The organism is Chloracidobacterium sp. D (assembly GCF_018304685.1).
Lineage (GTDB): Bacteria > Acidobacteriota > Blastocatellia > Chloracidobacteriales > Chloracidobacteriaceae > Chloracidobacterium > Chloracidobacterium thermophilum.
The window spans coordinates 1,818,332-1,842,814 of the sequence record NZ_CP072634.1; the positions used below are offsets into that span (position 1 = coordinate 1,818,332).

The 24,483-nt window shown below is 60.5% G+C and carries 23 protein-coding genes; 8 read left to right on the plus strand and 15 right to left on the minus strand.

Features of this window, described 5'->3' with window-relative positions:
• Positions 1-8: 8 nt before the first annotated feature.
• The 5 genes from mtnA to metG all read right to left on the minus strand — a co-directional run bounded on the left by mtnA (position 9) and on the right by metG (position 6,953).
• Positions 9-1,049, minus strand: a complete 1,041-nt coding sequence (gene mtnA, locus J8C01_RS07595; RefSeq protein ID WP_211431518.1) for an S-methyl-5-thioribose-1-phosphate isomerase — start codon at positions 1,047-1,049, stop codon at positions 9-11.
• Positions 1,050-1,145: 96 nt separating this feature from the next.
• Positions 1,146-2,996, minus strand: a complete 1,851-nt coding sequence (locus J8C01_RS07600; RefSeq protein ID WP_211431519.1) for an ArnT family glycosyltransferase — start codon at positions 2,994-2,996, stop codon at positions 1,146-1,148.
• A complete protein-coding gene (locus J8C01_RS07605) occupies positions 2,993-3,610 on the minus strand; it encodes a D-glycero-alpha-D-manno-heptose-1,7-bisphosphate 7-phosphatase (protein ID WP_211431520.1) in 618 nt (205 codons plus the stop codon). The genes J8C01_RS07600 and J8C01_RS07605 overlap by 4 nt, the downstream gene beginning before the upstream one ends.
• Positions 3,611-3,613: 3 nt before the next feature.
• Positions 3,614-4,888, minus strand: a complete 1,275-nt coding sequence (nuoF, locus tag J8C01_RS07610; protein WP_211431521.1) for an NADH-quinone oxidoreductase subunit NuoF — start codon at positions 4,886-4,888, stop codon at positions 3,614-3,616.
• 64 nt (positions 4,889-4,952) lie between these two features.
• On the minus strand, positions 4,953-6,953 hold the full coding sequence (metG, locus tag J8C01_RS07615) for a methionine--tRNA ligase (RefSeq protein WP_211431522.1): 2,001 nt from the start codon (positions 6,951-6,953) through the stop codon (positions 4,953-4,955).
• A 196-nt stretch (positions 6,954-7,149) separates the two neighbouring features.
• Between metG and J8C01_RS07620 the strand changes: the two genes are divergently transcribed.
• Entirely contained in the window at positions 7,150-8,502 is a 1,353-nt protein-coding gene (locus J8C01_RS07620; RefSeq protein ID WP_211431523.1) for a flavin-containing monooxygenase, read from the plus strand.
• 18 nt (positions 8,503-8,520) lie between these two features.
• Here the strand turns inward: J8C01_RS07620 and recR are convergent, their stop codons facing one another.
• From recR to J8C01_RS07640, 4 genes are all read right to left on the minus strand, one after another.
• Entirely contained in the window at positions 8,521-9,126 is a 606-nt protein-coding gene (gene recR, locus J8C01_RS07625; protein WP_211431524.1) for a recombination mediator RecR, read from the minus strand.
• Positions 9,127-9,151: 25 nt separating this feature from the next.
• Positions 9,152-9,484 (minus strand): YbaB/EbfC family nucleoid-associated protein, encoded by a 333-nt coding sequence (locus tag J8C01_RS07630; RefSeq protein ID WP_014100036.1) that lies wholly within the window; start codon positions 9,482-9,484, stop codon positions 9,152-9,154.
• 75 nt (positions 9,485-9,559) lie between these two features.
• Entirely contained in the window at positions 9,560-11,164 is a 1,605-nt protein-coding gene (locus tag J8C01_RS07635; RefSeq protein WP_249355411.1) for a hypothetical protein, read from the minus strand.
• A 178-nt stretch (positions 11,165-11,342) separates the two neighbouring features.
• A complete protein-coding gene (locus J8C01_RS07640) occupies positions 11,343-11,576 on the minus strand; it encodes a zinc-binding dehydrogenase (protein WP_249355414.1) in 234 nt (77 codons plus the stop codon).
• A gap of 235 nt (positions 11,577-11,811) precedes the next feature.
• On the opposite strand from J8C01_RS07640, the gene J8C01_RS07645 reads away from it, so the two are divergent.
• The gene (locus J8C01_RS07645) at positions 11,812-12,558 is read left to right on the plus strand and encodes a hypothetical protein (RefSeq protein WP_211431525.1); all 747 of its coding nucleotides are present in this window, start codon (positions 11,812-11,814) and stop codon (positions 12,556-12,558) included.
• Positions 12,559-12,591: 33 nt separating this feature from the next.
• Here J8C01_RS07645 and J8C01_RS07650 read toward each other — a convergent pair whose 3' ends face one another.
• The 3 genes from J8C01_RS07650 to lon are packed head-to-tail and all read right to left on the minus strand — an operon-like array spanning position 12,592 to position 16,207.
• Positions 12,592-13,059, minus strand: a complete 468-nt coding sequence (locus J8C01_RS07650; protein ID WP_211431526.1) for a PaaI family thioesterase — start codon at positions 13,057-13,059, stop codon at positions 12,592-12,594.
• Positions 13,059-13,757, minus strand: a complete 699-nt coding sequence (locus J8C01_RS07655) for a TlpA family protein disulfide reductase (protein WP_211431527.1) — start codon at positions 13,755-13,757, stop codon at positions 13,059-13,061. The genes J8C01_RS07650 and J8C01_RS07655 overlap by 1 nt, the downstream gene beginning before the upstream one ends.
• Complete coding sequence (gene lon, locus J8C01_RS07660; protein ID WP_249355418.1) at positions 13,754-16,207, minus strand: endopeptidase La; 2,454 nt, start codon at positions 16,205-16,207, stop codon at positions 13,754-13,756. The genes J8C01_RS07655 and lon overlap by 4 nt, the downstream gene beginning before the upstream one ends.
• A gap of 362 nt (positions 16,208-16,569) precedes the next feature.
• Here lon and J8C01_RS07665 point away from each other — a divergent pair, with 362 nt between their 5' ends.
• Genes J8C01_RS07665 through J8C01_RS07675 form a run of 3 tightly spaced genes read left to right on the plus strand, consistent with a single transcriptional unit; the run spans position 16,570 to position 18,857 of the window.
• Positions 16,570-17,625 carry a TIGR04222 domain-containing membrane protein gene (locus J8C01_RS07665; RefSeq protein WP_211431528.1) on the plus strand — a complete coding sequence of 352 codons (1,056 nt, stop codon included), beginning with the start codon at positions 16,570-16,572 and terminating at the stop codon, positions 17,623-17,625.
• Between the two features lie 52 nt (positions 17,626-17,677).
• Positions 17,678-18,571: an MbnB/TglH/ChrH family RiPP precursor modification enzyme gene (locus tag J8C01_RS07670; RefSeq protein ID WP_211431529.1), complete on the plus strand. Its 894-nt coding sequence runs from the start codon at positions 17,678-17,680 to the stop codon at positions 18,569-18,571.
• On the plus strand, positions 18,552-18,857 hold the full coding sequence (locus tag J8C01_RS07675; RefSeq protein WP_014100045.1) for an Os1348 family NHLP clan protein: 306 nt from the start codon (positions 18,552-18,554) through the stop codon (positions 18,855-18,857). The genes J8C01_RS07670 and J8C01_RS07675 overlap by 20 nt, the downstream gene beginning before the upstream one ends.
• Here the strand turns inward: J8C01_RS07675 and J8C01_RS07680 are convergent.
• The 3 genes from J8C01_RS07680 to J8C01_RS07690 form a co-directional block, all read right to left on the minus strand.
• Positions 18,845-20,338 (minus strand): ABC1 kinase family protein, encoded by a 1,494-nt coding sequence (locus J8C01_RS07680; protein WP_211431530.1) that lies wholly within the window; start codon positions 20,336-20,338, stop codon positions 18,845-18,847. The two genes, J8C01_RS07675 and J8C01_RS07680, sit on opposite strands and share 13 nt — an antisense overlap.
• A 136-nt stretch (positions 20,339-20,474) precedes the next feature.
• Positions 20,475-20,921, minus strand: coding sequence for a YybH family protein (locus J8C01_RS07685; protein WP_148263982.1), 447 nt, complete (start codon positions 20,919-20,921; stop codon positions 20,475-20,477).
• Positions 20,922-20,938: 17 nt separating this feature from the next.
• Entirely contained in the window at positions 20,939-22,150 is a 1,212-nt protein-coding gene (locus J8C01_RS07690; protein WP_211431531.1) for a hypothetical protein, read from the minus strand.
• A 71-nt stretch (positions 22,151-22,221) separates the two neighbouring features.
• On the opposite strand from J8C01_RS07690, the gene dcd reads away from it, so the two are divergent.
• From dcd to J8C01_RS07705, 3 genes are all read left to right on the plus strand, one after another.
• Positions 22,222-22,809, plus strand: a complete 588-nt coding sequence (gene dcd, locus J8C01_RS07695; RefSeq protein ID WP_371821086.1) for a dCTP deaminase — start codon at positions 22,222-22,224, stop codon at positions 22,807-22,809.
• An 8-nt stretch (positions 22,810-22,817) separates the two neighbouring features.
• Positions 22,818-24,143, plus strand: a complete 1,326-nt coding sequence (locus J8C01_RS07700; protein ID WP_211431532.1) for a dihydroorotase — start codon at positions 22,818-22,820, stop codon at positions 24,141-24,143.
• A 75-nt stretch (positions 24,144-24,218) separates the two neighbouring features.
• Positions 24,219-24,473 carry an acyl carrier protein gene (locus J8C01_RS07705; protein WP_014100051.1) on the plus strand — a complete coding sequence of 85 codons (255 nt, stop codon included), beginning with the start codon at positions 24,219-24,221 and terminating at the stop codon, positions 24,471-24,473.
• The last annotated feature ends 10 nt before the right edge of the window (positions 24,474-24,483 follow it).

Here is a 24,483-nt window from a genome sequence, read left to right on the forward strand (position 1 = left end):
TGGAATGGTTACGTGCCGGCCGCCAACCGGCGCAACGACACGGTAAAGGGAGGGTAGGCAACCCCACGCTCCGTAATAATCCCGGTGATGAGATCGTGTGGCGTCACGTCAAAGGCCGGGTTGGCAACGGCCACGCCGGCGGGCGCAATCGGTACGGACGCAATATGCGTGACTTCCTGTGCAGCGCGGTCTTCAATCGGAATGCCATCGCCGGTTTCAAGGGTCAGGTCAAGGGTGGAAACCGGCGCGGCCACGTAGAAAGGAATACGATGGCGCTGCGCCAGCACGGCCACCATGTATGTTCCAATCTTGTTGGCGGTGTCGCCGTTGGCGGCAATCCGGTCAGCGCCGACAACAACACAGTCAATGCGCCCCAGCTTCATGAAGTGACCGGCCATGTTGTCGCAGATCAACGTCACCGGTATGCCGTCCTGCATCAGTTCCCACGTCGTCAGGCGTGCGCCCTGCAAAAAAGGACGGGTTTCATCAGCGTAAACGGCAATCCGCTTCCCCTGTTCGACGGCCGCGCGAATCACCCCCAGGGCCGTCCCGTAGCCGGCCGTTGCCAGCGCACCGGCGTTACAGTGGGTCAGGATGGTTGCGCCATCGGGAATGAGTTCCGCACCGTGGCGACCAATCTGGCGGCATGTGGCAATGTCTTCCGCATGGATGGCCTGGGCTTCCGCCAGCAGGGCTTCCGCAATCCGTGCTTCAGGCGTCTTTTCGGCGCGCAGATGTTCAAATTGGCGACGCATGCGCTCGATGGCCCAGAACAGGTTGACGGCTGTCGGGCGGGTGGCGGCCAGCGTCTGGCAAATCCGCTCAAAGGCGGCCGGGAGGTCTTCCCCGGCGGCCACACTTGCCCGAACGCCCAAGGCAATGCCCAACGCCGCTGCCACGCCAATGGCCGGGGCCCCACGGATCACCATCGTCCGAATGGCCTCAGCAACCTCCTCATAGGTTGCGTACGTATGATATGTCTCCCTGCCGGGCAAAACGCGCTGATCAATGACACGCACGCCAGCCGGCGTCCACTCCACAGTGCGCATACAGTGTTCGGTACTTTTCACACCCTTACCGTCGCGGGCCAGTCTCTGGTGATCGGCGGGCCATACTAAGCAAGTCCCGGGAGCTTGGCAAACCCGTCACGGCGCATGGCTTACCGCCCCGCCGGAAGCGGCTCTACGGCGCAGAAGCGCAATGCCAAAGGCCTCGCCAATTGGCGGCGCTCCATAGACCTGCACCACCTCGTAGTGTTTATCAACCCAGACCAGGATTGTGCGGCCGAAGCGTGGGTCCTGTCCAAAGGGGGCCAGCCCGTATTCCTGAAAGCTGCGCTGCACCCAGGCGATGTAGTCCGGCGGATGGGCCGTCAGTGTTTCCACCACCCGTTCCTCCCCGCCATAGACAGCCATCAGAACGGGATCGAAAACGGTGTACGGCGTCGGGTTTTCACGCCGCAACAGGTAATTGAGGATGATGCCGTCCGGGATGACAACCAGGGTCGCCCCCGGCGGCATGATCTGCGCCATGTTTTCCAGCGCCGCAGCCGTGATGTCCCCGGTCTCGCTCAGCGGCGGCCCGAAGGTCTGCATGCGGTCGGCGCCGGCGCCGACTGGTATGGTCTTTGCCGAGTGGAAGTAGCTACGGCTTTCCTGCGCTGCCAGAAAAAAGGCCACCAACACCCCGGCGCTTCCCCAGCGGACGAGCGCACCCGTGCCCCACGCCTTCGCCCGGATGAACTCCGGCCAGAGGCTGATGGCGCTCACCGCCAACAGCACCGTGGCCGGCAACGCCAGCGTGAAACCATACTGGCCGGCGTGGGCTGCCAGTCCGAGTTTCCCCAGCAGCAGCAGCCCGAACACGCACCAGACCGTAAGGGGAATCCACCGCTGTGCAAGCTGCGTCTGATCAGAACAGTGCATGGTCGTCCAGGCCACACCGGCGAGGATCAGTCCGGTCAGCAGTGGGAGTGGGCGCAAAAAGAAAGCCCATGGCATGCACGTGTGGGCAACGAGCCAGGTGGCCAAAAAGGCAGCCCCGGACCAAACCATCCATCCGCGTGTCACCCTGCGCAGCGCCACTTCCAGACCGGTAAATACGCCCAGGACGCCGATAAACGCCCCACAACCGCCCCCCATACGGAGGAGGTTTTCCCTCCAGCGCCCCAGTCCCATGACGCGCTGGTAAAACACCTGTCCGACGGCATCCGTCCGGGCCACATTCAGCCAGTTCCCAAGCAAGCCCGTCAGGGCCACCCCCAACGGCATCTGGGTAGCAAGGTACAGGCCAAATCCAACCGGCACGACCGCGACACCGCCGACAAACCAGCCTATATCCTGTCGCCATCGTTCCCGTCGGGGCGGCAGGTAGTTGAAGCCGAGCCAGTAGCCACCAGCCAGCGCCCCGGCCAGGGCCACGGATGGTTCAATCTTTGTCAGGCAAACCGCGCCAAAGCAGAGACCAACGCCAAAGGAACGCCATTTCCCACCCTGTCCGAGGTAATCGGCGAAGACCGACAACCCCAGGATGGCCAACCCAAGGCCGTGAACGGCTTCATGACGATAGGGCGCGACGTAATCCCAGCTTCCGTCGGTTTCATAGGACTGAAAGGCAAACACGACGAGCAGGATCAACCCGGCGGTGAAGCCGGCGGTTCGCCCAATCGTCCGGGTGAAAAAGCGATAGAGCAGCGCCGTCAGACCGGCCACAAACGCGATGTTGACCAGCGACAGGGTCAGATAGGACACCCCAAACAACCGGAACCACAGCGCATTCGTGTACTGCGACAGCGGCCCGCCCAACCACACGATGTCCCGGTACAGATGCTTCCCTTCGGACAACTGCCAGGCAACATACAGCTCGATGCCAAAATCCACGAATGGATTGCCCCACCTCCGCCAGCTTCCCCACACCAGAACGGCAAAGACGAGCGCCAGCAGCAGCGGATAGACCCAGCGGGTTGCCCCGTTGGATGGCGTCTCATTCGTCGTCATGAGCCAGCCTTCGGTGGGGCGGCGGACGGGGCGCCCTGCCTCTCCAGAACCCAGGTCACGGCGTCCAGAACATCTTCGGCAACGTAGTCCGGCCAACCAGGCCACTGCTCCCGTTGATGCTCATACTCACCCCGCCCGTAACCCGTGAGCACCAACACCCCCTGTGCACCCACCCGGTGCGCCAACTGCACGTCACTGTAGCGGTCGCCAACAACGACACACTGCGTAAGTTCCAGCCCAAAGTCACGCGCCGCCTGAAGCAGCAAACCGGGCTTGGGCTTGCGACACTCACAATCCAGCCGGTAGGGTGGTTCGCCGACAGTCGGATGGTGCGGGCAGACGTAAATCGCATCGAGTCGCGCCCCGGCGGCGGCAAGTTCTTCCTGCAACCGGGCATGGACGGCCTCAATCATCCAGCCCGGAAAATAGCCTCGCGCCGCCCCGGCCTGGTTTGTCACCACAATGGCCCGCCACCCGGCAGCATTGACGGCCCGGACGGCCGCCGCTGCCGCCGGCAGCAGGCGCAACCGGGACACGTGGTTGATGTAGCCGACTTCCTCGTTGAGCGTGCCGTCCCGGTCAAAAAAGATGGCGCGGTGGGCAACGTCCGTCATCGTTCAGGCTGCCGAGGGCACCGCCGTCGCCGGCTTGACGTGCTTGAGAAAGTCTTCGGGAAACTTCTTCATCGCACTCGTAATCGGCCACACTGCCGCATCACCCAGCGGACAGTGTGACCGGCCCTCGATATTCGGGCACAACCGCCGGATGGTGTCCAGGTCAGCCGTCGTGCCCTCGCCGCGCGCAATCTTTTTGAACAGCTTGAGCAGCCAGTCCGTCCCCTCCCGACATGGCGTGCACCAGCCACAGGACTCGTGGTTGTAAAACCGGATGAGGTTGTAGGTCGTCATGAAAACGTCCGTCGTTTCATCCATGACGATGACCCCGCCCGAACCGAGCATCGAGCCGGCCTTGACCATGCCTTCGTAGTCGAGCGTCGCCTGCTCGACCTCCTCGGCCGTCATGATCGGAACCGATGAGCCACCCGGAATGACGGCCTTGAGCTTGCGCCCCCCACGGATGCCCCCGCAGTCCTCCTCAATGAGCTGCTTGAGCGGATAGCCCATGCGGACTTCATAGTTCCCCGGACGATTGACGTGACCGCTGACGGAAAAGATTTTCGTCCCACCGGATTTTTCTGTCCCCAGACTGCGATACCAGTCGCCGCCATGGACGATGATGTGCGGCACGGCGCAGAAGGTCTCGACGTTGTTGACAACCGTCGGACAGCCATACAGTCCGGCAACCGCCGGAAACGGCGGCTTGATCCGGGGATGCCCCCGGTAGCCTTCCAGTGAGTTGAGCAGCGCCGTTTCCTCGCCGCAGATGTAGGCCCCGGCCCCCGGATGCACGACGATTTCACATTCAAATGATGTGCCGCAGATGTTTTTCCCGACGAAACCATGTTCCCGGGCTTCGGCAATCGCCTGTTCGAGAATGGCAATCAGATACCAGTATTCGCCCCGGATGTAGATGAACACCTGCTTTGACAGCAGCGCATAAGCGGCAATGAGCAGGCCTTCGATAAGCTGGTGCGGGTCTTTTTCCATCAGCTCGCGGTCCTTGCATGTCCCCGGCTCACTTTCGTCGGCATTGCACACGACATACTTCGGTTTGGGCGAGTTGACGGGTACAAAGCCCCATTTCATCCCGGTGGGAAAACCAGCCCCGCCACGCCCACGCAGGGAAGACTTTTTGACTTCCTCGATGACCTCCGCCGGCTGCATGCCGGTCAGGGCCTTTCTGAGGCCGGCGTAGCCACCATCGGCCAGGTAGGTGGCGATACTGCGTGAGTTGGGCGTGTCAAAACGCCTGGTCAGAAGTTTGGTCTGCATGATCTTTCTGAACTTCTCCGCCGCGAAATAGCACTTGCATCGGGGGGGGGTGAAGAAACCGTCCTTACTTGAGCCGCGCACCGTTGGGCACGTCTTCGGCAAACGTGGCAATCACCGGCCGCCCCTGCTCTCCGACCGAAGCCGCCAGCAGCATGCCGTTGGATTCAAGCCCCCGCAGTTTGCGCGGGGCAAGGTTGGTGACGACGACGATCTTGCGCCCAATGAGTGTTTCCGGGGCATAGTACTGGGCAATGCCAGCCAGGATTTGACGCGGCGCAGCCTCACCAACATCCACTTCCAGGCGCAGCAGTTTGTCGGCCTTTGGGATGCGCTCGGCCACAAGCACCTGCCCCACCCGCAGCTCCACTTTGGCAAAATCATCAATCGTGATGTAGCCGCTTTCACCACCTGCTGGTGACGGTTCCGTTGCCTGGGATGGCACGGCAGCCGGCTCTGGTGTCCCCGGCCGTGACGTGTTCTCGATGTCGTTCATAATGGCTGTTTTGTCCAGACGTGGAAAAAGTCCGGGGCCATCAGCAACCACAGCCCCCTCAAAACGCTGCCATGAGAGGTCTTCGGGAGCAACCGCCGCCGGATGTCCCGCCAGCCCCAGGCGGTTCCAGAGCTGCCCCGTGGCATCGGGCAGGAAGGGATACAGCCAGACCGCCAGATGCCGCAACCCTTCGGCGGCCGTATGCAGAATTGTGGCCAGGCGCGGCTGCGCTCCAGGGTGCGCCGTGAGTTTCCAGGGCGCAGTGTCGCTGAGATACTTGTCAAGCAGCGCCACCAGTTCCCAGGCGGTTTCAAGCGCCCGACTGAGCGCCAAACGCTCAATATGCGCCAGGAACACCGGGCGCTGGGCAGCAAACCGCTCGGCTATGGTGGCAGCCATGGCGCGGGCCTCTTCCGGCGCATCCGGCGGCACATTCGGCACAGCGCCGCCAAAGGCTTTGCGGATGAGCGTCACCGTCCGGCTGGCGAGATTACCAAACCCGGAAGCCAGATCACCGTTGGCGCGGTCAATGAGAGCTTCATAGGTGAAGTCGCCGTCCTGCCCGTAGGCCATTTCGCGCAGGCAGAAATAACGTACGACATCGTTGGAGAAGTGGCGGCGGAGCACATCCAGATCAATGGCGTTGGAACGCCCGCTGGCATCCGGCGTCTTGGACATCTTGCGTCCGCCGGACAGCCACATCCCATGCGAAAACACACGCCGGGGCAGCGGCAACCCGGCCGCCATCAGAAATGCCGGCCAGTACACGGCATGGAAACGCAGGATGTCCTTCCCGACGAGGTGCAGCACATACGGCCAGAACCGGTTGAAGTCCTGCCGCCGCTCATTCCCGTAGCCAAGCGCGGTGATGTAGTTCGACAGCGCATCGAACCACACATACATCGTGTGCGCCGGGTCATCGGGCACCGGAATTCCCCACTTGACCGAAATGCGGCTGATGGAGAGGTCCCGCAGGTTGGCGGCGACGAAGCTTCTGACTTCGTTGCGGCGCGTGTCAGGCTGGACGGCCTCGGGCTGCGTTTCATAAAACTCCAGCAGGCGGTCACGAAAGGCCGACAGTTTGAAAAAGTAGCTCTCTTCGGCCACCCACTCGGTCGGGCGCAGGTGAATGTCGCACACCGGCGCTTCGCCCGGCGTGACTTCCTCCTTGAACTCATTGCAGCTTGGGCAGTACCAGCCTTCGTAGTGTCCCTTGTAGATGTAGCCGCGCTCGCGTACCTGCCGCCACAGTGTCTGTGCGCCGGCAATGTGGGCGGGATCAGTCGTGCGAATCCAGTCATCGGGCTGGAGACCAAAGGCCGCGAACGTGCGCTGAAACTCGGCGACAGTGGCATCCACATAGGCTTTGACCGGCAGGTTGGCGGCCGCTGCCGCCCGCTCGATGTTCAGGCCGTGCTCATCCGTGCCGGTAAGAAAAAACGTCTCGAAGCGGCGCTGGCGATAGTGCCGCGCCAGGGTATCGGCCAGCAGGGTCGTGTAGAGATGCCCCAGATGGGGACGGGCATTGACGTAGTAAATCGGTGTCGTGACGTAGAATCGGCGGTCGGTCATAGCCGCATGTGATGACATAGCCCAGAGCCAAGTGCAACGTGAAGGACGCTTTCACCGGGCGGGCATTTCCGGCGGCACGCCTTTCTGCACCGGGGAGTGTCTCCGGGTTGCAGGATGCTTTACACTCCGGTTTGCGTGGACTCCCCAGGCCCATACCTTCGTCAGTTTCACACCACCAGGCTTCTTGCATTCACCCATGGCACGCACAGGTTCTGAACTTCCCAAGGTCTGCATCATCGGCGCCGGCTGCTCCGGCATCACCGCTGCCAAGGCGCTTCACGAGCATCAGTTTGACTTTGACTGCTACGAAAAAAGTGACCGCGTGGGCGGCAACTGGGTTTTCGGCAACAAAAACGGGATGTCATCGGCTTACCGCCGGCTCTTTATCAACACGTCCCGCGAGCGCATGCAGTATTCCGATTTCCCCATGCCGAAGCACTATCCGGTCTTTCCCCATCACTCGCAGATTGCCGAGTACTTCGATGCTTACGTGGATCACTTCGGCTTTCGGTCCCGCATCCGGTTCGAGACCGGCGTCAAGTGGGCCGAGCGCCGGGACGATGGGGTGTGGGTCATTACGCTCGACAATGGCCAGGTGGCACACTACGACGCGCTCATTGTCGCCAACGGCCACCACTGGGACCCGCGCTATCCAGAGCCGCCCTTCCCCGGAGAATTCGACGGCCTGACACTGCACTCCCACTACTACGTGGACAACGACATCTTCCGCGACAAGAACGTGGTCATACTGGGGATGGGCAACAGCGCCATGGACATTGCCTGCGAAGCCAGTGAGGTGGCCAAGCGAACCTACCTGGCGGCGCGGCGCGGGGCGTATATCATCCCCAAATACATTTTCGGCAAACCCCTCGACCAGATCGTGACCACGGCCAAAATTCCGTGGCCCGTGCGGCAACGCCTCTTTGAGTGGACGTTGCGGTTAGCTGTAGGCCGCATGGAGGACTATGGCTTACCCAAGCCGGACCACCGCTTCGGTGAAGCGCATCCGACGATTTCAGGACGCATCCTCGACCGGCTCACCCACGGAGTCATCACCCCAAAACCCAACATCGCTGAACTGCTGGGCAACCAGGTCCGCTTTGCCGACGGCAGCGTGGAGGATGTGGACGTGATTGTGTACTGCACCGGCTACAAAGTGACCTTTCCCTTCTTTGACGAGAACTTCATCTCCGCGCCGGACAACGACCTGCCACTGTTTCGGCGGGTGTTCAAACCGGACATTCCCAACGTCTTTTTCATCGGCCTGCTTCAGCCGTTGGGCGCGATCATGCCGCTGGCCGAAGCCCAGGGCCAGTGGGTGGCGTCCTATCTCAAGGGTGAGTATGCCTTGCCTCCGCGCGAGGAGATGGAAAGAGACATGGAACGTGAACGGGCGCGTATGTTTGCCCGCTATGTCAAATCCAAACGACACACCATGCAGGTGGATTTTGATGACTACCTGGCTGATCTGAAACGTGAGCGCCGCAAAGGCGAAGCACGGGCGCGGCGACAGGGCTACACGCTTCCCATTCCCCGCCAAGTCCCTTAGCGCCAAGAGCTGTAGGGCTTACATTTCACGCCGGTAGGCCAGTGCCTTGTGCAGTGTGACTTCATCGGCGTACTCAAGGTCGCTGCCGACCGGCAGCCCCATTGCCAGCCGTGTCGTCCGAACACCGATGGGTTTGAGCAGGCAGCCGATGTAGTTGGCCGTAGCCTCGCCTTCCGTGGTCGGGTTCGTGGCCAGAATAACTTCTGTCACTTCCAGAGTGCGCAGGCGCTCCAGCAGCGACCGCAGGCGGATGTCGTCCGGGCCGATCCCCCGGAGCGGGGACAGGGCCCCGTGCAGGACGTGGTACAGGCCCTTATACTCGCCGGTGCGTTCAATGGCAAAGACGTTGTATGGCTCCTCGACCACGCAGAGCAGATGCTGGTCGCGTGCCGGGTTGGTACAGTACGCGCAAGGGTCTTGCCCGATGTCCGTCAGGTTGTGGCACACCGAGCAAAAGGTCATCCGGGATTTGACCTCGGTGATGGCCAGTGCGAGCCGTTCGGCGTCTTCGGCGCTGCCGCGCAGGACGTGGAAAGCCAGCCGCTGGGCTGACTTGTGGCCAATACCCGGCAATCGCCTGAACTCGTCAATCAGGCGGGCAATCGGTTCCGCAAATTCTGCCATAAGAGGCTCAGGCACACGCCTGATGCTAGGACATACCGGGAATTTTCAGGTTACCGAGCAGACCCGTCATCTGCTGCTGCATCTGCTGCTGGGCAACTTCATCCGCGCGGCGGCCGGCTTCATTGACAGCGGCAACAATCAGGGCTTCGAGCATCTCCTTGTCGGCGAGTGCCTCGGCATCGAGTTTGACGGACACAACCTGCTTGAGGCCATTGACCGTGACGCGCACCATGCCGCCGCCCGCAGTCCCCTCACACCGCGCACTTTCCAGCGCACGCTTGATTTCCTCCTGCTTCTGCTGCATCTGCTCCATGGCGCGCTCAAAACCAGGCAGGCGGTCCAGACCGGGTAGTTTCATCGTTGTCTCCTTGGTGACGAAAAATCCCACCGAACGGCGAAGCTCGGTGGAGGGATAGCATAGCGGCTTACCTGCTCAGGGTGAATCAGCTTGCGCCGGAGCCGACCGATAGAGGATGTCATAGCCTTTCAGCCTTGCCACTATAGTGTACTTCCTGGAAAAAGCCTCTGGAATGCCCTCTATTTCCTCTGCCAGTATCTTTTCCATTTGCAGCACCCGCTTGACAATCACCCATTTCACCTGACGGCGCTCGGCTTCGTTCACAATATCTTCCGGGAAAAAAGGTGTAGCTGTGCGGTCAAAGATGACCATCGGAAGGGGATTGCGTCGCCCCGTCATCACGTAAAACGGATCCTCCTGTGGAACACATACCACTGGCTCGGCTTCAGGAATGCGGTCAGCCACAAAATCCAACAGTTCGGCGAAGTTGCTGAGGTAAGGACTATCAACTGTAAAGCGGCGAAGAGGACCTGAATAGGCCGTTTGCAATACGTCTCCTGTGTGGTCAACGTAACGCAATCGGACATTGTGGTAAACATAAGGAAAAGCCGCCAATGTCAGGGCGATGGCAATCCCCCAGCACACCAGCGGCTGCCGGCGGTCGCTGCCAAACGGACTCACCACATAAGCCACCATGAGCGCGAAAAATGCCCATATTCCATAGGATGACCGGGTATAGCCTTGGGAAAGAAATGAAAAGAACGTCAGGATGACAGCGATCCATGGCAGCAATGTCCAAATCAGCCGCGACGAGAACAATGCTGACGGCAAATACCATAACCCAGCACCAAAGGTAAGGAGCATTACTGGAACCCACAATGACAAAAGTGGATAGTTCAGACTGAAAAAAAAATGCTCGCAAAGCCAGGTGATAGCACTTGTAACCACAAAGGGTCCCAATATAAGTGTAACACTCGCAGTGCTCACCCAAGGCAAGTTAGCGAAGTTTCTTCTCTGTTGCCACAACCACCAGCCCAAGACCAATACCAGCCCCCGTGCCCACGGTGCATAGTTTCCATAGGTTTCTAAAATGGTCGGGCGTGCCAACCGGCGGCTGGCAGAAACAAAAACCCACCGCCAGTAGTTCCATAGCCCGCAGGTCAGCCCCAGCCACACCACCGCCCCAACCACACCCGCCGCCACACCGGCCCCAAACCACCGCAAGCCCACAACATCCAGCTCTTCTGTTCCTTCTTCCTTGCTCTCTTCCTGACTCCACTCCCCACCACGCCCACCTGCCCACCGCTCTCGCAACCACCCCCACCACACCACTACCCCCACCACCAATACCACATACGGATACCCCACATTCTGCTTCGCCAACGCCGGCAACACCGCCGTCACCCCGCCAAAAAACGCCACCACCGCACCCACCCGCCGCGTCGCCACCCACTGCAGCAGGTTCAGATTCAGCAACACCAGCCAACAGGCGTCCGGGTCATAAAACGGATGCGGATAAATACAGTGCGGCGCCAGCCACACCAACGGCACACACAACGCCATCCCACTCCACCCCGGCACCAAAACCCGCACCAGCCCGTACGTCAGCAGCACGTACCCCACGTTCACCACCGTGCAGTACCACGCCGTCACCCCATAGCTGAACCCAAACACCTTGATCAGCGTCGCCTGCACGTGAAACGTCAGTGGCGAATGCGGCAACCCGAAGTCCCGGTACATCACCTCCCCCTGCGCTATCCGCCACGCTGTATCCACGATGTAGGCATAATCCCCCAATACCCCAACCCGCCCCGTCTGCCACTGGTGCACCGCCCCAGCCCCCACCGCCAAAACACAAACGGCAAGCCACAGAAGGGCTTGCCGCCATAACTCACGCCCACCAAAAATCGAAATCACCTCAGTCCATCCGAATGCAGATTTTCCCAAAGTGTCCACCCTGCGCCATCAACCCAAACGCCTGCTGCGTCTCTTCAAGGGTGAAGATTTTGTCCACCACCGGACGAATCCGGTTCTGCTCCAGGGCACGGTTCATCGCCTCGAACATCTCCCGTGACCCGACGATGATGCCCTGCACGCGGATGTTCTGCATCAGCACCGGCGCAATGTCAATTTCGCCAGTCCGCCCGGACAATACCCCCGATCAGGCTGACCCATTCAGGACAGCCTAAGCAAAAGCCAGCAGGCATCCAAGTGGGCAATGAAGCATTCTCCGGGCGTGTTCCAGTTGATCTTTGCCAATTTTTCATTGCTGTAACACAGCAGCCGTTTTCCCACGCAAGAAGAAACCGGTGAGTTGGTTTCTGAAAACAGCTATCGGTTCCAGATTTCAATTCCTGGATTTCACACAAGATTTAGGAGGTAGCCGTATGTGGGGAATACAGCAGCTTTTTGCTTTACCTTTTGCGCTTACGTTTCTAGTCTCCCATTGTCTGCCGTACGGAACGATGACCTGGAAAAAGAGTATCGGCAACATGGACTCGCTTCAAGCCTCAGAGCTTTTGGAAAAAGAAGAAGCAGGAAATAAGCTGTCGGAAAATCGGAACAGCGCAAACAGAACTGAGGCTGTAAGCAAAACACCTCCGCCCATCAGGAAGGTGGATGAGTCAGAGTACGGGCTGAAGTACCAGCCACTTCAGACGGAAACCAAAGCCACTGCATTCCAGTTCAAAGGATATGAAATCGTACCATTAGCCAACTATGCCATCCGGGCCAGGGTCTTGAAGTCAGAAATTGACTTTACCAGCCCGCTTGGAATGATTGCCCCCATCAGGTTGTGGGTCGGGTGGCGGCAAATGGGAAGTAACTGCAATTGCAGAAATATTCTCTTTGATGAGATTTCCGAAAAGTTTTACTACAGCTACATCCCCGGCGAAATTGATCCCAGGGAAATCAACAACTCAATCAGCTATCTGGCACTTTTACCAGCCGATGAAAGCGTCGGAGAAGTCCTTCTCAGACTTGGGAAGTGCGATATGGTCAGAATGGAAGGCTTGTTGGTCAACATCCGGGACAGAGAAAAAGGCTATGTGTGGAAAAGCTCCCTGTCCTATGCCGACAAATCACCCAAGGTACTGTTTGTTACCAGAGCTGGAATTGAAGAAGCCGGAAAGTAACCCGGTTTGCCAAAGTCTTCAGGAAAAATATCATCACGCGGAGCTGTCGCTGGTGGCTTGGCCCAACGAGCTAGCGTTTTTTGGAAGGGCATAGGTTCCGACGGCATGAGCCACCGGTGTCGGGTCATCAGCAACACGGATGAGAACCTCGCCGACGGCCGATCTTTGGCTCAATCGCAAAAGGGTAGCCTCGCCGATGGCGTCGTGCGCGACCGGACGCCGCAGGTAGTGAATCGTCATCTCACTGGTGACGGCTTCCAGCACGGGGCCGCACATGGCCAGAACGACCAGGTACAGTGCTGTGTCCGCCAGCGTAAACAGCGCCGGGCCGGAAAGCGTCCCGCCGGGGCGAATGTGCTCTTCGAGCCTGCGCATCCGCACCCGAACCCGCATGGGTTCTACGGTTTCGACACAAAACAACCCTGGCGGCACAAGCGGAAAAGCGTTGTGCAGCAAGTCATTGAGTTCCTGGGCAGACAGACGCGGCAGCAGGTCAGTCATCAGCGCATGCGTGGCATTGGTGAGGCCGGCTTGTCCGGCGGGGCTGCCGTTGGCCCGGAACCCGCCGGCAGTCCCAGCTTGTCACGGATGAACGCCTCGGCCTCGGCTTCGATGAGTTCACCATTGGCGACGGTAACCTGCTCCGCCAGCACCTCACCCGTTTCGATGACTGCTGCTGGCTCAAGGAAGATGTTGTAGGGGGAACCGTAAGTGCGGAAGTCGCCCGTCATCCGCCGGTACAGCGCATGGGAGGTCTCACCAATCCGGTGGCGGTCTTCGGATTCAACCACAACCGGGTAAGGCGCGCCGGCTTCACCAAAAAAGGCCCTGGTCTCGTCGGTAGTGCCGTATTCGTTGACAGCAATGATGCCCAGCCCATGCGGTTGATATTTGGCGTGCAGGCGGGACAGAACTTCGGCCTCATAGCGCCAGTTGCCACACCAGGGCGCGAAGTACACAACCAGCACAAGTTTCTTGCCCTTCATCCATGTCCGCAGGTTGATGGGTTGGCCGTCGAGTCCGGGATAGGTCCAGTCTTTGTAGCGGAGCTTGACGGTTTGCAGCGGGGCATACTCATGCCCGTCTTCCGTGGTGTTCAGGTCTGTATGCCGGGGCGCTGCCAAGGCGGATGCGTCCGCCAGGCTGAACCACGCCAGTGCCAGCAGACAGAGCAGGTGCGTCCAGTGGTTGCGTTTCATTTGTTGACTCCCTTGGCCGGCAAAGTCTTTGCCGCCTTGCCGAGCGCTGCGGCAAACACTTCGCTGACCTCCTGCACATAGATGAACTTGAGACCTTTGACGAGTTCCGCCGGGATGTCGCTGACATCCGGCTGGTTCTGCGCCGGAAGGATGACGGTTTTGATGCCGGCCCGCCGCGCCGCCAGGATTTTTTCGCGGATGCCACCGACGGGCAGGACATCGCCGCGCAGGGTGATTTCGCCCGTCATGGCCACCGTGCGCCTGACGGGACGGCGGGACAGCGCCGAAACCATGGCCGTGGCCATAGTGATGCCGGCCGAGGGTCCGTCCTTTGGAATCGCGCCTTCCGGGACGTGAATGTGGAGGTCATGCTGCGTGAAAACATCAGGCTCGATACCCAGTTCGCGGGCGCGGGACTTGGCATACGACAGTGCCGCATGGGCGGATTCCTTCATGACTTCACCCAGCTTGCCCGTCAGAAGCAGCCCGCCCTTGCCGCGCAGCAGGAGGGCTTCGACGTGCATCACGTCGCCGCCGACACTCGTCCAGGCCAATCCGGCGGCCACGCCGATGCGATCCTGGGACAAAATGGCGTCGGCTTTGAACTTCGGGACGCCAAGGTAATCAGACAGATTGGCGGCCGTGATGGTGACTTTCCCGCTGTCGCCTTCGGCGACGCGCCGCGCCACCTTGCGGCACATCTTGCCAATTTCGCGTTCAAGCTGGCGGACGCCGGCCTCACGGGTGTAGCGGGCAATGGTCATCCGCAGGGCGCTTTCCGTGATGGCCAGATGCTTGCCGGTCAGGCCGCTCTCGGCAAGCTGCTTGGGCACGAGATGCCGCCGGGCAATGACGAGTTTTTCTTCCTGGGTGTAGCCCGGCAACCGCACAATTTCGAGCCGGTCGCGCAGGGCCGGTTGAATCGTGTCGGTGACGTTGGCCGTCAGCAGGAACATGACTTTTGAAAGGTCAAACGGCACACCCAAGTAGTTGTCACGGAAGGCGTGGTTTTGTTCCGGGTCAAGCACTTCCAGCAGCGCCGAGGCCGGATCGCCCCGGAAGTCGTTGCCCAGTTTGTCCACTTCATCGAGGAGCATCAGCGGGTTTTTCGTCCCGGCCTGCTGAAGCCCAAGGATGATGCGTCCGGGCATGGCACCCACGTAGGTTCGGCGGTGCCCACGGATTTCAGCTTCGTCGTGGACGCCACCCAGTGAAATGTGGACGAACTTGCGCCCGATGGCTTTGGCCACCGACCGGCCGAGAGAGGTCTTGCCCACGCCGGGCGGCCCGACCAGACACAATAACAGCCCTTTGGTATCCGGTTTGAGCCGCCGTACTGCCAGGGCTTCGAGAATGCGCTCCTTGACCTTTTCGAGGCCGTAATGGTCGGCATCGAGGACGGCTTTGACGTGCTGAAGGTCAATGTGGTCTTCCGAAAAGGTGTTCCAAGGAAGCGCCAGCAGGGTATCCAGATACGTCCGCAGCAGCCCCGCCTCGGCGGCGTCCGGGTGGAGCCGTTCAAGGCGTTTGAGTTGGCGCGTCGCTTCTTCCCGCGCTGGTTCGGGAAGGCGGGCTTCGGCAATTTTCTCCTGGTAGGCCGCCACTTCGTCGCCAGCATCGGAAACTTCACCCAACTCCTGCTGAATGGCCTTGAGCTGCTGGCGCAGGTAGAACTCGCGCTGGGAGCGGTCAATCTCACCCTTGGCCTGGCTGCTGATTTCCTGCTGTACCGTGAGAATGCCCACTTCGCGGGCCATGAGGTCGTGAACGCGCCGCAGACGGGCAATGGGGTCGGCTTCTTCGAGAATCGCCTGGGCGTCGCTGAGCTTGGCGTCGAGGTTGGAGGCGCAGAGATCAGCCAGGCGGCCCGGATCATCCAGGGATGCCGCAATGGCGAGCACTTCGGCAGAAATCTGCTTGCCCAGGGTGACAATCCGTTCGAGCAATCCCTTGACCGCGCGGACCAGGGCTTCAACTTCCAGGGTCATCTCGACCGAGGCTTCAGGAATGGTTTGCACCTGCGCCTGCAGGTAGCCGGCTTCGTCGGTCACACGCAGAAGTGTCGCCCGCGCCAATCCCTGAACGAGAATCCGCACCCGGCCATCGCCGGTTTTGAGCAGGCGCATCACAGCCGCAATCGTACCAACCCGGTGCAGGTCATCGCCGGTCGGGTCCTCGTCCTCTGGATTGCGCTGGGTGGCGAGCACAATCAGACGCCGGTTGGGGAGGGCGTTTTCGATGGCACGTTGCGATTTCTCGCGCTGTACAAAAAGGGGAACGATGAGAAATGGAAAGATGACAATGTCGCGCAGCGGCAACAACGGCAGTGTGTCGGGAATATCGCCTGTCCCCTCGTTGGTCAACGGGAGTTCATCAGATAACTCGTGTGTCATTGGCAACGCCACGCTGGCGCTTGGGATTTTGGAGACCATAGTGATTTGAGCAAACATATCCTGGCAAACTGGTAAGGTATCGCGTTTCAGGCTGGATAGGAAAGACATCCCGAACGGGAGACGGTGGTGTGCAGAACGGTTTCAGTCTAAAAATAACCAGGCGAAACACGCTGACTTCGGCTGTGCCTTTGCCGCTCCAGGGCATCCGGTCCTGATGTGGGCCACAGAAGCTGGCTGGCAATTGTTGGCACCTTCGGATTTTAAACAAAGATGTCACATCGCCTGCGTACCGTGGTGTAAATGGCAGAGCTGAAAGGGGCCGCGGTAAACCAGTTCATCTGCGTCATGTTTCGTTGGTCATCGCCTCTCAGACCGATGGGCTTCTTGATAACGTCAGGCTCGATGCCAGGAGGTAGCCTATGAGTTCCTACCCAGTCAGCACGCCCAAGCCTTCCGACCCGTGGAAATCTGTAACCCCAACCACAAACCAAGCGACTTCTCTTACAGGCGATGACGCCTGGGTGGTCCGGGCGTTTGTCATCGCCTGGTTTACCCTGCTCCTGTGTTTCACCGTCGTCATCATCTGCCTGCCCAAAACCGCGTTTCTGCTGGCTTACCTGCTGGCTTGTGCGACCGTGATCGCAATGCTGTATGTGCGGCGAATCGTGGCCGAGCCGGTCAGGGAACTGACGAAGTTCGATACTTCTGACCCCTACCGACTGGCCTACCTGCGCGGGGGAGCCAACGAGGCCCTACGGGTGGCCACGGCCGTCCTCATCGAAGCCCGTCACCTGATGCTTTTGCAGAACGAGTCGTCGGAAAAAAAGGAAAAGCAGCTCGTGACCGCGCCGGACTGTGATGCGAAGTCGCTGCCATTTCCTCTGGAAAGAGCCGTACTTCGCTTTTTCACAACTCCACGGAAGCCGGAGGAAATGTTTGAGCAGGGTGGTCTCAAACAGCAGGTGGATGATCTTTACAAAGAAGAGCTGGAGAACGCCGGCTTGTTGCCCTCTGAAGCCCAGAAACAGGCCCGTACCAGTCGGGCGCTGTTTGCTCTGATCCTCATCCTGGTGGTCGGTTTGACCAAGATTGGGGTGGCCTTGTGGCATGGATACCGCAACATCGGCTTTACCCTGCTGATTATGATTGTTGCGGCAATCTGGGCTTGGAGTTTTAGCGGAGACTATCGGACGCGCCTTGGCAACTATGTTGTGAAGTCGCTGGAATCGCTGTTTGAAGGCATGCGCGCCCAGGCCGCAACCCTCAAAGCCAACGCCTCGATGGCGCAGATTGCCCTGCTGGCCGGTGTCTATGGTGTCGCGGCCCTGCCGGCGGAGGTTTTCCCTGAAGTCCGGGAAGCCTTCCCCAAGGCTCCAACCGACAGTTCATCCTGTGGGAGTTCCTGCAGCAGTTCGTGCAGCAGCGACGGCGGTAGTTGCAGCAGTTGTGGCGGCGGCTGTGGTGGCTGTAGCTAGGTTACTGTTGTTCCCACTTGCCTGATGGTCGTAAGTCTGATGGTGACTGGATATGGTGGAAACCCTGCCCGATCGCGTCGGTCTTGGATGGCGCGCCCCTTTGGCAGCCGACATCCTGGCTAACCTGGATCGTATCGAGGTGGTGGAAGTCATCGCCGACGATTACTTCGACGCACCGGGCAGGGAGCGGCAGGCGTTGCGCTGGCTGGGGCGGCAAGTGCCGCTGGTGCTGCACGGCGTTTCCCTGGGGTTGGCCTCGACCGCACCGGCTGACCCCGTTCGGCTTGACCACATGGCCCGTCTCATCGGTGAGGTCGAGCCATGGCTGTGGTCGGAGCATCTCGCTTTTGTACGTGGCGGCGGCGTTGAAGTCGGCCACCTGGCCGCGCCGCCGCGAACAGCCGCCACCATCGAGGGCACGGCACGCAATCTCGCCACAGCACGCACCATTGTCGGCAGCAATCCACTGGTTGAGAACATCTCCACCATTATCGAGCCGCCCGGCAGTGCGCTCGATGAGGTGACGTGGCTGGAAGGCATCCTGGCCGCCACGGAAAACGGTTTGCTGCTCGATCTGCACAACCTGTACGCCAACGCCTGCAACTTCGATTTTGACCCCCGTGAAGCCATCGCCCGGCTTCCCCTCGAACGGGTCGGCTACATCCACCTGGCAGGCGGGAAGTGGGTGCAGGCGACGCGCTTTCCGGGGCGACGGCTGCTCGACGACCACCGCCACGCAACGCCACAACCGGTGTTTGACCTGCTGGCCGAGGTGGCGCGGCGGACGGCGCGGCCGCTGGTCGTCATTCTGGAGCGCGACGGCGACTATCCGCCCTTTGCCCAGCTTCTGGATGAACTCGATGCCGCACGTGCCGCCCTGGCACGGGGGCGCGCCGACCGGGACGCCAACCAGAACGTACGCACCAATGTCGTCGCCACACTTTGAAGCCTTTTTGGCGCGGCTCTATGCCGATGAAGCTTTCCGGGAGCAGTTTTTGGCCGCGCCGGAAAACACAGCTCGCGCCTTTGGGCTGTCGCCGGAAGAATGCGCGGCGCTGGCGGCAATTGATCTGACGGGCCTGGAGCTGGCTGCGCGGGTGTTTGCCAAAAAGCTCGACTACAAGGCGGAGTACAAACGCCGGCAGGGATGGCGAACCCGCTGGCGGCGGTGGTGGCGTGACCGCTGGGCGGAGTGGCGGCACCGCCGCCGGACAACCCTTCAGGCGAAATAGAGCGCCAGCGCCGTCCGGGCAAGATTCCACACGCGCGTCCAGTTGAGCTTCCCATTACGGGCATCGTGCAGGCTGGCCCAGACCTTTTCCCGCAGTTGCGCGCTTTCGCGCCGGAACAGAAAGTCGCGCGCATAGGGCAGGGCAACTTCAAGGAAGTTGAAGCGCGGGTTCATCGTGATGCTGATGCCTTCCAGAGTCATCAGCGCCCGGATGATGAAGGTGAACGAAGCAGGCGTCGAGAAGGGGTAGCGGTAGATGATGTCGCCCAGGTCGTAAGTCAGGTCCTTGAAGCGGACTTCCGAGAGGTTGACATCGAGTTTGCGCCGGAACAGGTCTTCGACGACGCGCGCAAAATCTTCCATATCGGCTTCGGGCGAAAGAAATCCCAGCCCGACCAAATCCCGGACGATGCCCGGCGCATCACGTTCGATAAGGTGGAAAAAGGCGCTGACCATCTGGCTCTGCAGGGTTGGGGAAATATGCCCGACCATGCCGAAGTCAAAAAAGGCCAGCCGTCCGTCGCGCAGTATGAGAATGTTGCCCGGATGCGGGTCGGCGTGAAAGAAGCCGTCTTCGAGCAGTTGTTTGAAGTAGGTGCGATACATCAGCTCGTTGGCTTCCTTGGCGTCAATGCCGGCGGCGGCCAGCCCTTCCAGATCGGTCACACAGATGCCACGCAGGAACTCCATGGTGATGACCCGCGAGGTCGTCTGTTCCCAGAAGATGGTCGGCACGTGAACCCGTGGCCAGTCGGCAAAGTTCTGCCGGAAGCGTTCGGCATTGCGGCCTTCGTTGCGGTAATCGAGTTCGGCATAGATCGTGCGCTCGAACTCATCAATCATCCCAACCCAGTCGTTACCTTTGAAGAGCCGTTTCGAGCTGGCCATCCACCGGGCAAGACGGCGCAGGATGTCCACATCTTCGCTGATGCGCGCCACGAGATTGGGGCGTTGCACCTTGATGGCCACTTCCTGCCCGTCGTGCCGGACGCCGCGATAGACCTGTCCCAGACTGGCGGCGGCAACGGGTTCCGGGTCAACGGTGCGGAAAAGCTGGCTGACGGGCGCCCCCAACTCGCTCTCGATGATGGCGAAGGCTTCGCTGTTTGGAAACGGCGGCACACGGTTCTGGAGCTTGGCCAGTTCCTGAATGAACGGCACCGGCAGCAGGTCGGCGCGGGTGGCCAGTGCCTGCCCGATCTTGATGAACGTCGGGCCGAGCCGGATGAGCTGTTCGCGCAGCCGGGCTGCCTGGGCTTCGAGTTTTTCAGCCGGAAGTACGGCCAGGTTGCCGCCGTCTGAGTGAACTCGGGCGCGTCGGAGGTCGCGGTACAGCATCCAGGCGAAGCGCCCCAGAACCCACACGATAAAAAGCGTTCGCTGCCAGTGGCGAAGCCAACTCCAGACCCCCCGCCGCGTGGGGACAACCGGTGGGTGAACATTCGGTGAGATGGAGAAGTCTGCGGGCAGGGTACGGTTCATCGAGGTCACATGCCACCGGTGCGGGGTTCACCGGATGGGCCTTCCCCGCCCGTTATAGCAAACTCATCCCACGGGCAAAAGCGACAAAAGCCGACGGCTGCCGTCACTGTCCGGCTGGCGGCAGGGCGCCTGCGCGTCAGGAAGTGTGGTCATAAACGATGCGCCAGCCGTTGGGAAAACGCCGTACCAGGAGGGTGAAGCGCCCGGAAGTGATCTGTTCGGGAAGTACGACCCGCCAGGCCCCGCGTACGAGTGCCGCGCGCGGCCCGACCATCTCGATGACGAGGTCCTGGAAGTCAAGCGTTCCCATGGCGCGTCCTTCGGACTGGTAGCGTTGCCGGTAGCGCACCAGCGTCGCTTCCCACCCCTTGGTCACGGTCGTACCGGAAACAAAGGTCAGTTCCGGCGAGCGCCAGTAACCGTCCATGAAACCTTCCAGATCGCCCCGGTTCCAGGCGGCTACCTGCCTGTCGAGCAGCGTACGAATGGCGGCCACGGACGATGGGGGCTGCGCCGGAGTGCGAATTGCACCAAACAGTAACCAGAGCAGACAGAAACACGCGGCAAGCGGTCGGAAAGGCATGGGATTCAGGGCGGTTTTCACTCGATGATTTTGACGTCGCCTTCGAATTTTCGGTAGTTCCGAAACTCGCTGACATTCCGAAAAGCCTGGCGATAGGCATCGCTCACCTGGATGGTCTCAGCCGTCAGCGGCATCCAGTAGTTCTTGCCGAGAATCGTGACCCAGTCGTAATCCACGGCCGATTCGACCTGCGACATGGGAAAGCCTGGTGGAATGTCGGTTGCCGTATGTTCGATGCGCAGCACGCGCTTGGTGGCTTCGTCAATCCACAGGCTGCCCTGATAGCCGACCTGAATGCGCTGCGGTGTGCCGTCGGAGAGCCGTACAGTGAGGGTGTAGCCGGAATTGGCCTTGGGAACAACGAAGTCATACACGCGACAGAGGCGCCCCCGGTAGCGTTCCCGTCTGGCTTCACGGAACCGGGTATTGGTGCTGGGCAGAAACGGGGCGGCAAGCTGGCCGGAAAAATCGCCAACGGAAGTCGCGCCGCCAACGTCTTCATAGCGCCGTTGGGTGGCGCGTCCGTTGATGGACAGCAGTTCGACCCGTTCGCGTCCGCCTTCGACCCGGACTTCCGTTTCAAGGATGTCGCGCGTTTGCCACTGGCCGCGACCGTCCCGCACCATGCGGCGGATGGTCTGGGTGACGATGAAATCCGGGAGGTCGTCGGCGCTGCGCAGGGCATGAAACCGGGCCTGTTCGATGAGCGGCAGTTGGCTGAGACGCGCTGTTTCGTCTTCTGCGGACGCTTCCGACGGCTCATCACTGACCGGTTCTGCCTGGTCGCGGGGTGGCGCCGAACTGGCAGGGACAGGGCCGGACGGTATGGTGCGGGTGGGTTGGGGACGCGCCGTTGGGGATGGTTTTGGCGATGGTTGAAACGTCAGTTCGACCAAGGCGGTGATGAGTGCGCCGGGTGCGCCAAGCTGGCGGGCACGGTCCAGAACTTCGTCCGTGACTTCAAAGGCGATGCCGCGTTGGCGCAACTCCCGGATGGCCGCGTCAGTGGTGATTTGTCCCTGGCGCACACGCTGGACAAGACGGTAAAAGCCCACTTCCGACAGCGGGCCGGTCTGGTTTTCTGGCGATTCCACCGAGCGCGGACGCTGCGGCGCAGGGTTGTTCCCGCCTGTCCCGGCGAGGATTGTGGTGCGCAGGGGATGGACCATCAGGAGCATCAGACCGGCGACGGCAAGAAAGAGCTTGAGTCGGATGGGATGAACTGCCATATCATCGGGTTTCGGGGTCACGACCGGCCTTCACCACCTCACCATGCTGTTACACGCTGTGGAAACCAACCGTGATTAAGTCGGACAAGTGGATCCTTCGCATGTGCGAAGAGTATAACCTGATTTCGCCTTTTGAGCGGCGGCTCATCCGGCAGGTCGAAGACCGGCGCATCATAAGCTGTGGGCTGTCAAGCTATGGTTATGACTGTCGTCTGGCGCGGGATGAGTTTAAGGTCTTTTCTCCGATCCAGGGGACGGAAGTGGACCCCAAAAACTTCAATCCCGACAACCTGCTGGACATTCCGCTGCGAACGGCGGCCGACGGCAGCCACTACTGGTTGCTGCCGCCTCACTCTTATGCGCTGGGGGTGACGATTGAGCACTTCCAGATGCCGCGCAACGTCACGGCGATTGCTCTTGGAAAAAGCACCTATGCGCGTTGTGGGCTGATTCAGAACACCACGCCGCTCGAAGCCGACTGGAAGGGGCGGCTGGTCATCGAGCTGTACAATGCGGCCAACCTGCCAGTCCGGCTCTATGCCGAAGAAGGATTCGTTCAGATCATCTTCTTCGAGTCGGACGAGGAATGCGCCGTTTCCTACAGTGACCGCGCGGGCAAGTATCAGCATCAGACCGGATTGACCCTGGCCAAGGTTTAGGCAAGCGCATGGCACTCGTCATTCGGAACGGCCGCGTCTGCGATCCCTCGCAAAACCTGGATGCGGTCATGGATGTTCTGGTGGTGGACGGCCGCATTGCAGCACTGGGGCCGAATCTGGACATCCCTCCACAGGCGGAACTGGTGGATGCAACCGGGTTGGTTGTGGCACCGGGATTCATAGATGTTCACGTGCACCTGCGTGAGCCGGGCTTTACGGCGAAGGAAACGATAGCTACCGGAACACGCGCGGCTGTGGCCGGCGGCTTCACGGCCGTGTGCTGCATGGCGAACACCTTGCCCGTCAATGACTCGCCGCTGGTTACGCGCTACATCCTCGACCGGGCGCGGGAAGCTGCTGCGTGCCGCGTGTATCCCATCGGCGCTGTGACCAAAGGATTACAGGGGGAAGCTCTGGCGGATATTGGTGGGATGGCGGCGGCCGGGGTCGTCGCCCTGTCGGATGACGGACATGGGATTGCCAACGCCAACCTGTTGCGACGGGCGCTGGAATATGCCAGCGACTTTGGATTGCCGGTCATTGATCACTGTGAAAATCGTGACTTGGCGGCCGGCGGCGTCATCAATGAAGGAGCTGTGTCCACACGTCTGGGGGTACGGGGGATGACGCGCGCCGCCGAGGAAGTGGATGTGGCGCGGGATGTCGTGTTGTCCAGCCTGACGGGGGCGCATATTCACATTGCCCATCTGAGCACGGCCGGTTCGCTGGAACTGGTGCGGCGCGCCCGCGCCGAGGGCTTGCCGATTACCTGTGAAGTTACACCGCATCATCTGACGCTTGATGAATCCGCTGTCTTGACGCTGGGGCCACTGGCCAAGATGAATCCGCCGCTGCGTACGGCCGGGGATGTCGAAGCCCTGCTCGAAGGTGTGGCTGACGGCACGGTGACTTGTCTGGCGACCGACCATGCGCCGCACACAACGCTGGAAAAGAACCAGGTGCTTTTGCACGCGCCCTTCGGGGTGGTGGGACTGGAGTGCGCCGTGAGTCTGATGCTTGACCGGCTCTACTGGCAGCAGGGCATTCCGTTGCTGCGCCTCATCGAGCTGTTTTCGACCGGCCCGGCGCGCGCCTTCAACCTGCCTGGTGGGACGTTGCAAATTGGCTGCCCGGCGGATATGACAATACTGGACATCCACCGCGAAACGGTGGTGGATGTGCGTCAGTGGCAGTCAAAAGCGCGCAACTGCCCTTTCGACGGCTGGCGGCTCAAAGGCGCGCCAGTCATGGTGGTGGTGGGCGGCGAGCGGCGGAGTGTTCTGCCGCCGCCTGTGCTTGCCGAAACGGTTGCGGCAGACTACCGGACAAGTTAACGTGCGCCGATTTTTCGTGTGCCGGTGCGTGTCCGTCACGGGCCGGCACATGCCAAATACTGAAGAAGAGAGAGGATGCATTCGCTCATGGCAGAGCAATCCGTTGAAGAGAAAGTCAAGGCTATCATCGTCGAGGAACTCGGCGTGGATGAAAGTGAAGTGACCCCGGAGGCCAAGTTCATTGAGGACCTGGGTGCCGATTCACTCGATACGGTCGAACTCGTCATGCGTTTCGAGGAGGACTTCGGACTCGAAATTCCTGATGAGGACGCCGAGAAAATCCTGAGCGTGAAGGATGCAATAAGCTACATCCAGTCCAAGCTCGGATAGGTTGTGCGTT